Below are 9,044 nucleotides of genomic sequence, written 5' to 3'. Positions count from 1 at the left end.
TCAGAAGAACGATGCTCCCTTTACGTCCACAGCCTGTAACTTCTGCGGCGATAATGCCCGCTCTGCACCTTGGTGCCAGAGGTGTGCAGGAAAAATCAGCGCTTTAGCGCTGGAATAGCCCGGCAGCGATCAGCGGCGCGTCAGCGGCGGTGGCGCTTCGGGCAGAGAGCGCATCGGCGTAGCCGTGGTGCTCGATTCGTGGTGAGGAAAGTAGATGCTGAAGAGGAGCAGAACAGGCGGTGTCTGTGAGAACAGTAGTGCAGGAACGATGGGAGAGAGCATCGTGCATCGGCAAGTGATAAGTCCGGCCTCGGATGGGAGCCGGCGGGGGCAGGCAGCACGGAGAGAAACCAGGACGGCAAGAACTGGTGTACGTGGACGGTGGCCGGAGTATATGGCCTCGGTCAGCACCGGAGGTAGAGACCGGTCAGGGTGGTCAGAGGGTGACCTGTTCCGACCGGACATTGGAGATCTCTTGACCGGTCATTTCCCCCACCACCTACACAACCCAAGCACCCAGGCACAGGTGCCGCAGCCTCCCTGCTGACCGGACACCACGACCGGACGGCCGCGCCCAGTGGCCGGACAGCACAGCGGAATGACCGATCGGACAACAGGAGCCGGGACCGGACGTGACCCCCCCGGTCACCCCCGGAAACACAGGCAACTAAGCGGTGACCGGCACGTCGGCAGACCGGGAACCGGACACAGGGAGAGTCTGCTGTGACCGGCCAGAGTACGCTGGCCGCAGAGCAATTGACCGGACACCTGGGGGCCGGTAGGCCGGTCAGCGCCCATGGGGAGCAGCACGGTCACAGCCTGTTCGCAGATGGTCAGCGACCGCAGAGCGCTGGTCCCTGTGACCGGTCAGTGACCGCACCCGCCACCACGCGACCGGGCGGGGTATCGATCCAGACGTAAGTCTCCCTGGTCTCATGGATAACGCCGAGACCCGATCTAACGTCCAGCACGTTCCGCTACTGCCCACACAGCAAGAGGCCCCGGGGAACAGAAGCAGCCGTTTCTAGTAGGCGTCATACAATGGTGACTACCAGGAGGTGGTCAGGGTGATCCGCAAGGACAGAAAATTCTATGTCAGCCTCGCAGTTCACGAACTTGTGCTCCGCGAACTGCAACGCGATCCTGAGCGTGTGCGTCGTTTGGGCATGAAAGCGGCAGCTGAACTCTGGCCTAAGGTCGGCGGACTTTCCAAGCAGTTGGTCGCAGAGTGGTACCGAAGCCTCGAAAGGCGAGACTGGAATCGGGTCCGCCGGTACTTGACTGCTGAGGACGAAATCTCAGTCGAAATGCGGAATCTTGCGCCGTTCACTGGTGTGGTCGACCAGGACGAGCGCAGGAAAGCTCTCGATCAGGTCTACGCTGAGGCTAAGTACGTTGAAGCGTGAGCAGCTGATCCATGCGATTCGAGCAGCGGCACAGATCGTGCAGCAGCGAGAACTTATCGTTATCGGCAGTCAAGCGATCCTTGGCAGTTTCTCTGAAGAGGAGCTGCCGCCGGAGGCCACTTACTCCAACGAAATTGACATAATGCCGCTGAATGACGACGACGCGGCCACACTCGCGAGAAAGCTGGACGTGATTGGCGAGTATTCCGATTTTCACGAGCAGCATCAGTTCTACGTAGATGGAGTGAGCAGAAGAACAGCTACTCTCCCAGCTGGTTGGGAAGACCGGCTGATCAGAGTCAAAGCCGGAAGTGTGATAGCAGAAGATGCATATGGGTACTGCGTTGAGCCCCACGACCTGTGCGTTGCGAAGCTGCTAGCGCATCGGCAGAAAGACAAGGCGTTCGTCGGGGCACTGGTCCGTGAAGAAATCGTTGACCCTAAGCTGCTGCGTCAACGTCTCATGGCTACGACACCGAAGCAGTATGACAACTATGACCATGCCATAAGCTGGGTCGATAGCCATATCAGGAAGCGGGAATCTGCCTCTTCTCCGTTGGTAAGCAATGAGCAGCAAGCATCCCTGGATCTGATCAACAGCCAGATGCGCAACCCAGGAACTCAGAGTCCAGGTATCCACTGATAGGTGGATCAGTGATGGGCAGTAGGCCATAATGGTGCCACCAAGAACCGCGCAGAGGGCGTACAGATGAGTGACCAGCGATCCGAGACGGGTACCACGCAGGCGGAGTCAAAGGCCGACCGGCTCTACCGCCAAGCCTGGGGTGATCCGCGGCCCAAGCCAGACTTCACCATGGATCCGGTGCACCTGTTCCTTCTGGTGGCCAGCGTACTGACTGCTGTCGGGACCACTGTGCTCAGCCTGCTGAATCCCTCGGAGGCCGCGCTGTGGGTTGTCGGCGGTGTCATGCTGCTGGTGCTGGGCATGGCCTGGTTGAGCTTCAAACCGCACTGGCTCAACTACCCGTACATGATTGAGCCGGAGAACGCCCAGCGAGCTTACCGGGTCGGCCAGCAGATGATGGTCCAGTCCACAGCTGCGGCCACCGTATGCCTCCTCGGGACGGCCTCGTCCTGGTTCGGCTGGGGTTTGGGGTGGCTGCTCCCGGTGGGGTCAGCACTGCTGATCGGAGCCTGCATCGCCGGCATCATCCGCTGCTTCCGCGCCCGCTGATCTGCATCAGCCCCTAGTGCACGCAAGGATGCGTGTGCCTCCGGTTGGTCCCACCCCGACCTGTCGCCACGAGAATGCCGCCGATGGTCAACGTGAGCTAGAGCGTTTTCAGGTACCGTGTCTTGACCCGCTGTAGATGTGGAAATGCTGATGCTTGGAATCTTGGTAACCACCGAGAGTGGTCAGGGGTGGGGACAGAGTCTCCAGGTAGGCTTCAGGGCATGCAACTGGATGACCTACGGCTCGACAAGCCGATCCTTGACGACGTGCCGGCCATCTTTGACATCTACAGCGATCCACGGGTTTGGACTCATTTGCCCTCCGGCCGCCATACCGAGCTGGAACAGACCGAATCGATGGTCCAAGGGTGGATCGGCAGATGGGAGCGAGACGGGCTGTCCTCCTGGATTGTGCGCGACGCCGGATCTGGAGCGGTCTTGGGCAATGTCGGGTGCTGGATCAATCATGATGCTTATTGGAATTTGGGGTATCGGCTCGACTACGGGGCCCAGGGAAGAGGCATTGCCAGTAGAGTCTCGGCTCTCGCGGTAAAGGAAGCTCGTGGGCTCCGCCCAGATTTACCGGTAGTAGCGATTCTCCTTGAGCACAACAAGGCTTCAGCCCGCGTGGCTGAGAAGGTTGGTCTCACTGTCCAACACCGTGGCCCCGATGCCGGGAATCCCGACCAGGACTCTGTGCGGCTGATAGCCGCCGATAGGCCGTTGTCAGAGTCGCAGATTCAAGCTGCTTTGGGCTGACACCTGACGGATTGAGCGTGAGCCGGACTGCACCGCCGGCTGATGCGGCAGGAGTCGGAAGCGACTGGAGCTGACCCCTGAACGCGGTCGAGTTCAAAAGTGGTCCGTAGACGGATTTAGGCTGGCGGCTATTCCAGGTGTTCGATGATCTCGTGGTCTGCGGGGTCTTCCCCGATCTCTTCCATCCAGGTGTTGAACGCCTCTCGCCCGGGTTCGGGGTCTTCGGCGTCGAGGACTAGGTGGACTGCCATGTCGTTGTCTTCCTGCGAGATCCCGTAGTAGGCCTGGAAGAGTTCTTGCTCCTCGGGCAGCTGGTCGTAGATGGGGTTGTTGGCTTGCAGGTTCTGCAGTTCGTCCCAGTAATCGTCGGTGGCTTGGGCTTGGCCAGCGAAGTAATCATCGTCCATGCGAATCTCTTCACCTAGTGGGGAGTTGGGCACCAGTTCGATATCCAGCTCGGTGACTCTCTCGGGACTTAGCTGGTGGGTGTGCTCGTAGGCGTCAAAGTGCAGGCGCTCTACCCGGATGGTCACGGTGGAGTCCTCCAGGGTGTAGGTTGCAGTGTCGGTGTGACCGATGGGGTCTCCATTATCGAAGTAGACCAGAACGTCCTCGGGCAGGGTGGTGATCTGCACCTGATATTCAGCTGAGGGCCTGAAGAAGAGGAAGTACGCGCCCACGGTGAGCACACCGGCTACCAGCAGGAAGAACAGGGTCAGGACGATGGTGTTGGCGTGCTTAGACATAGCGGGCTCCTTTATCCGGTGAACCGAGCGACCAGGTAGGGGTGGCCACCGATGGTCAGCATGACGCTGTGACCGCTGGGAGGACGGGTGTGCAGTGATGCGCCCACAGCACTGCGGTAGCGCTCGGGAGCGTCGCTGTCTTCACGCTCACCTGTGTAGAAGTAGATGTGGCCGTAGTTGGTGCCACCGATGTCTTGGACCAGAATGTCTCCGGGTTCCAGATGCCCCTCGTGCTCAACGTAAAAGGTCTCCCACTTGGAGCTATCCTGAACGTAGGTGAACATGTTGCAGGTGCAGCGGGCAGGGAAGTCCGGGTCCACCTCGCTGGCCTGGATCACCGTGGCGACATAGACCCCGCAGTCGGTGAAGTAGGCGGTGTTGATCGGGATTCCGTTACGGTCCGCGTGTTCCTCAGCTGCTTCAACATACTCAGGACGGGCTACATCTTCTCCGTGACGGGGCGCGGCGCTGAACGGAACGGCTACCCGGTCCTCCCAGGCTAATCCCATCGCGGTCTCTACGATCTCTCCCTCAGCCACACCAGCGGCAGAGGAACCACCACTGCTGTCTTCATCCGAGTCACTGTCGTCACTGCTTGAATCAGGAGCACCATCTCCCTCTTCATCAGGAGGCAGCACAGCGATGAACAGAACAGCTGCAAGGGCGCCAAAGATGCCAATGAAAGCGAGGATCGGCAGACAGCCGATGCGTAGTGCTGAGGTCAATGTCGCTCCTCAAAGATAGGGCTGGCCCCCTCCGGCAGGAGGGGACTGTGGCAGAGGGGGCCAGCCAGCATGTGATTGAGCCTTAGCTCTTGGACTGACGGCCCCGGGCGAACCCGAAGAACCACACCAGCCCGGCAGCAAGTGCTAGGAACAGTGCGGCAAGCCCGCCGGCCACCCAGCTGACAGCGGAGACCCGCTCGTTGGGCTCAGCCGCTTGGGGCTCATCGGCCTCATCCTCGGATGCGCTCTCGTCCTGCTCATCCTCCTGGGGGGAGGGGCTTTCAGAGGCATCGTCTACGTCAGAGTCTTCCTCCTGGTCCTCGGAGGCAGCTTCTTCGTCCTCGTCAGGTTCGATGGGATCAGACCCTGGGGTGGAGAACTCTTCAGGCTCGGTAGCTGCTGGCAGCTCGTTCTGGCCCTGTGCAGCCTCGATGGGGTCAGATCCCGGTGAAGCGTCCAGCCCAGAGGCTTCTGGCTGCTGGGCCTGGTCTCCGGTCTCTACGGTGGTGTCGGTGTCCCCGGAGGCTACAGGCAGTTCCTCCCCGGTGTTCTCAACAGGGCTGGAAGAACCGTCGTCCTGGGAGCCGCCGGCTTCCAGGTTCGACTCCTCATCGACCGAAGAGTCACCCTCTTCTTCTGAGTCGTCCTGCTCATCGTCGGTACCGCCAGCGGGGCCACGGTCAGGATCAGTCTCGTTTCCACCCCCATCACCGGGGCCAGGCTCTGGCTCGGGCTGAGGCTCGGGCTCAGGTTCTGGCTCTGGCTCTGGCTCGGGCTGAGGCTCGGGCTCAGGTTCTGGCTCAGGCTCGGGTTCGGGGTCTGGGTCGGGGGCCGGTGGGGTGAATGTGAATGTCCACTCCCGGTATTCCGGTCCTCGGAATCGGTAACCCTCAGCCGGTTCGGCGGTGATGGTCAGTCCACCCTCTGGGATCTCCACAACGCCAGGTCCGTGAGAGTAGATCACACCCTCGATCTCGGGGATGGTGACCTGGTTGAAGCCGCTGATGTAGGGCGGCTGCGGGGAGACCGTCACCGGCTCAGGCTCTGGCTCGGGTTCCGGGTCGGGCTCTGGGCTGTAGTGCTCGTAGGGCCACTCGGTCTGGGCGTCCTCGGGGAAGACGTAGCCCTCGGCCGGTTCAGCGGTGATGGTCAGTCCATCCTCGGGGATTTGTACGGCTCCTGGGCCGTGGCTGTATTCGACACCAGGGGCGAGGGGGACGATCACGAGGTTTGTACCCGGAACGCGCTCTGGGCTGATCGGGGAGACCTCGACCAGTTCAGGTTCGGTGAAGTCATATGCCCACTCGGTCTGTGCGTCCTCGGGGAAGACGTAGCCCTTGGCTGGTTCAGCGGTGATGGTTAGGCCCTCCTCGGGCACATCTACCTCTCCAGGTCCGTGGCTGTACTTCACGCCCTCAACCTCTGGGACAGTCACAGTGTTAGCGGCTGCATCGTGTGCAGGATCTTCAGGGGTGACTTCTTCTAGCTGAGGCTCGGGCTCCTCAACGGTGACTTCCACACTGGCCGCGTATTCGTCGGGTCCGTAGGCGAAGATCGTGTACTGCCCGGGCTGAAGACCCAGCGACTCTGCCACATCAGTAGACGCAGTGCCCTCGGCGTCGGTGGTCACAGTGGTCTGGGTGCCGTTCTGCGCGATGGTGTACTCCGCCTCCGGCTGGCCCCCGGTGATAGTCACCACCGATCCCTCAGCAGAGAGTTCAGGATCGAAGTAGCCGCCGTCCCAGGGGATCTCCACAGTGGTGGACCCGACGACGTTGCCCTCAGAGTCGGTGATGGTCGCAGTATGGGTGCCGGGGCCGGTGTTCCAGAACTCTTCATCGACATCCATTGCTCCGGTGCCGTCTTCACCCACAGGGAAGCTCGCACTGCCCACAGGAAGCAGCTCACCTACCAGCTCCAGGGTGTAGGACTCCTCAGGATTCAGCCCTGAAGCTCGGACGATAGTTCCCTGAGACCACACTTCCGGCTCCACTTCAGGCTCTGGCTCCGGCTCGGGTTCTGGCTCTGGCTCTGGTTCCGGGTCGGGGTCCGGCTCAGGCTCTGGTTCCGGTTCTGGCTCGGGTTCTGGCTCAGGCTCCGGCTCTGGTTCCGGTTCTGGCTCAGGCTCCGGCTCAGGTTCCGGTTCTGGCTCGGGTTCTGGCTCAGGTTCCGGTTCTGGTTCTGGTTCGGGAACTATGGCTGTGTAGTCGAATGTCCAGCTGGTCTGTGTTTCCTCGGGGAAGACGTAGCCCTCGGCTGGCTCTGCGGTGATGGTCAGTCCGCCCTCGCCAATCTGGAGGGCACCAGATGAGGAGTAGATCACGCCCTCCACTGCTGGGACGGTCACAAGGTTGGCCCCGGGGTCATGGGAGGGGGCCTGAGGCTCAACGACCACCAGCTCAGGCTCCGGTTCGGGGTCGGGTTGGGGATCTTGTGTGGGGCTTTCCTCCAGGGGGATGATCTGTTGGTTAGGGCCCTCCTCTTCCTGGTCTGCGTGGGCTGCTGCAAGTCCGGCGGGGAACGTCAGCCCGACGACTACAGCTGCTGTCAGACTGCGGCGGGTCGCTGAGGATGTGTGCTTGTGCTTCGGGCTCATGAGATACCTCCGGTTGATTGGCCCAGTACGGTCACTGATCCATCTGCTTCCCGGATCACGATGGTGCCGTCTCCGGTGTAGCCGATGATTCGCTTCTGTTCTGTGTAGGTTTCGTTCTCGACGGTGAAGCGGCGGCCGTCGGACGTTTCGGTCACTGCCGCTGGACCTAAGCCAGCGGAGAATGTGGTGTTCTCACCGGCGTAGGAGGCCAGCGCTCCAGTGCTCAGGTCAAAGGCGTAGGGGCCGACCAGCGCCAGTCCCATACCCCGGGCGATCTCCCATCCGGTGATCTCTTTCGGGGCAGGGACAAAGGCTGCTGCCGGTGCTTCATCTTCGCCGGCGTCCAGGGGATGGACCCCCAGGTAGCTCTCCCCCTCGACCTCCCACAGAGCCAAGGACTGGCCGTGGCCCACTGAGAGGTGACGGGAGAACACTGCCTCAGGTGTCGGTGCGATGAGCCGTATATCGGCAGCCTCCAGGTCTTGCTCGGATTCCTCGGACTCAAACGGGATGAGCACCACTCGGGGTGAACCTGGTGCTACCTGGATCAAGTGCTCTACATCAGCTGCCGGTGTGATCAGCTCTGGGTTACCAGTCAGCTCCACGGGATCTTCTTCACCGAAGACCAGAGCGTAGTGGGTCTCGTCCTCGGTCAGGATCGGGATCTGGCCGGTGACCGCCACAGTTGCGTCCTCGCTCAGGGGCCAGGACTGGACCTCACCCTCTGCATCAATAGCTATGAACTCATCCCCGGTGCGGAATCCCACCGCCGGTGAGCCAGCTATGACGTGCTCGACGGTCCACTGGATCGGCTCATCAAGTTCTACTGTGGCGATCTCATCCCCGGTGAGGGTGTCGTAGAGCCGCAGCTCTGAGTCATAGACCGAGACCACACCGGCGGAGAACCAGCTGAGGGTCTGGGCCTCAGCTGCTGGAAGACCCCAAAGCTGGTGGCCATAGACCTCATCCAGGGCTTCATCAGCAGAGGTGGGTGCCGTGAGGCTGGTGGCCCAGTCTGCTTGGTCTTCAACACTGGGTGCCTCTGGCTCCGGGGCCGAAGCAGATGAGGTGGAATCGCCCCCTACGGTCTGCCACAGCACAAGAACGATCACCAGCAGGAATCCTGCTGCTGCTGAGCCGATAAGGATCAGGGTGCGCCGGTTCGGACGCGTGGGGGACTTCTCAGGCACCGTAGCTGCTTCGTGGTCTCCAGGGGCAGCATCGAGAACATGCTCGGCCGGGCCGTCTTCATCCGAGGACGGTGCTTCTGTGCGGATAGCTTTCTGAGTCCGGTTCCCCACCAGAGCCCCAGCAGGTACCTCTTCCGTGGCAGCAGCCGGCTGATGGGCTGGCTCTTCTACCGGATCTGGAGAAGCTGCACTCTGCGGGGAAGCATCGGGTGACGGGTAGGGAATCAGGTGCTGGTGTGCCTGCTGGTCTGGCTGCTCATCGTCAAAAGGCTCAGGGGTAAAGACCTGCGGGACGAACCCGGGAAGCTCGGAGGTAAGGACCAACTCGATCAGATGCCGGTTTGCCAGGTTCTGGGCCGCCCGAATGTAAGCGGCCATGAAAAACTGCCCATAGGCGGCCACGGAACTGCCCACTGACGGCCAGTAGA

General features: G+C 61.3%; 8 protein-coding genes. 4 read left to right on the top strand and 4 right to left on the bottom strand.

The window, feature by feature from the left end; all coding sequences use genetic code 11:
* Nucleotides 1-1,067: 1,067 nt before the first annotated feature.
* The 4 genes from GNZ21_RS07745 (at nt 1,068) to GNZ21_RS07730 (ending at nt 3,359) form a co-directional block, all read left to right on the top strand.
* Nucleotides 1,068-1,406, top strand: a complete 339-nt coding sequence (locus GNZ21_RS07745; RefSeq protein ID WP_157323021.1) for a hypothetical protein — start codon at nt 1,068-1,070, stop codon at nt 1,404-1,406.
* Nucleotides 1,396-2,049, top strand: coding sequence for a DUF6036 family nucleotidyltransferase (locus GNZ21_RS07740; protein WP_157323020.1), 654 nt, complete (start codon nt 1,396-1,398; stop codon nt 2,047-2,049). Before GNZ21_RS07745 ends, GNZ21_RS07740 begins: the two co-directional genes overlap by 11 nt.
* A gap of 66 nt (nt 2,050-2,115) precedes the next feature.
* Nucleotides 2,116-2,601 (top strand): hypothetical protein, encoded by a 486-nt coding sequence (locus tag GNZ21_RS07735; RefSeq protein WP_157323019.1) that lies wholly within the window; start codon nt 2,116-2,118, stop codon nt 2,599-2,601.
* A gap of 221 nt (nt 2,602-2,822) precedes the next feature.
* Nucleotides 2,823-3,359 carry a GNAT family N-acetyltransferase gene (locus GNZ21_RS07730; protein ID WP_157323018.1) on the top strand — a complete coding sequence of 179 codons (537 nt, stop codon included), beginning with the start codon at nt 2,823-2,825 and terminating at the stop codon, nt 3,357-3,359.
* A gap of 128 nt (nt 3,360-3,487) precedes the next feature.
* Here the strand turns inward: GNZ21_RS07730 and GNZ21_RS07725 are convergent, their stop codons facing one another.
* The 4 genes from GNZ21_RS07725 to GNZ21_RS07705 form a co-directional block, all read right to left on the bottom strand.
* Nucleotides 3,488-4,105, bottom strand: coding sequence for a PEGA domain-containing protein (locus GNZ21_RS07725; RefSeq protein ID WP_157323017.1), 618 nt, complete (start codon nt 4,103-4,105; stop codon nt 3,488-3,490).
* 11 nt (nt 4,106-4,116) lie between these two features.
* Entirely contained in the window at nt 4,117-4,830 is a 714-nt protein-coding gene (locus GNZ21_RS07720; RefSeq protein ID WP_157323016.1) for a hypothetical protein, read from the bottom strand.
* Between the two features lie 82 nt (nt 4,831-4,912).
* A complete protein-coding gene (locus tag GNZ21_RS15685) occupies nt 4,913-7,426 on the bottom strand; it encodes an InlB B-repeat-containing protein (RefSeq protein ID WP_198345989.1) in 2,514 nt (837 codons plus the stop codon).
* A partial coding sequence (locus GNZ21_RS07705; protein WP_232532750.1) for a hypothetical protein occupies nt 7,423-9,044 on the bottom strand: 1,622 nt, incomplete at its 5' end. The genes GNZ21_RS07705 and GNZ21_RS15685, both read right to left, overlap by 4 nt.

This window comes from Nesterenkonia alkaliphila (assembly GCF_009758175.1).
Taxonomy (GTDB): domain Bacteria; phylum Actinomycetota; class Actinomycetes; order Actinomycetales; family Micrococcaceae; genus Nesterenkonia; species Nesterenkonia alkaliphila.
Note: the sequence above shows the minus strand (reverse complement) of the source record. Positions and strands in the feature narration are given on the sequence as shown.

What these genes read in the sequence shown, in the direction of transcription:
- GNZ21_RS07735 (WP_157323019.1), top strand. Translation starts at nt 2,116, where the DNA reads ATGAGTGACCAGCGATCCGAGACGGGTACCACGCAGGCGGAGTCAAAG.
- GNZ21_RS07730 (WP_157323018.1), top strand. Translation starts at nt 2,823, where the DNA reads ATGCAACTGGATGACCTACGGCTCGACAAGCCGATCCTTGACGACGTG.
- GNZ21_RS07725 (WP_157323017.1), bottom strand. Translation starts at nt 4,105, where the DNA reads ATGTCTAAGCACGCCAACACCATCGTCCTGACCCTGTTCTTCCTGCTG.
- GNZ21_RS15685 (WP_198345989.1), bottom strand. Translation starts at nt 7,426, where the DNA reads ATGAGCCCGAAGCACAAGCACACATCCTCAGCGACCCGCCGCAGTCTG.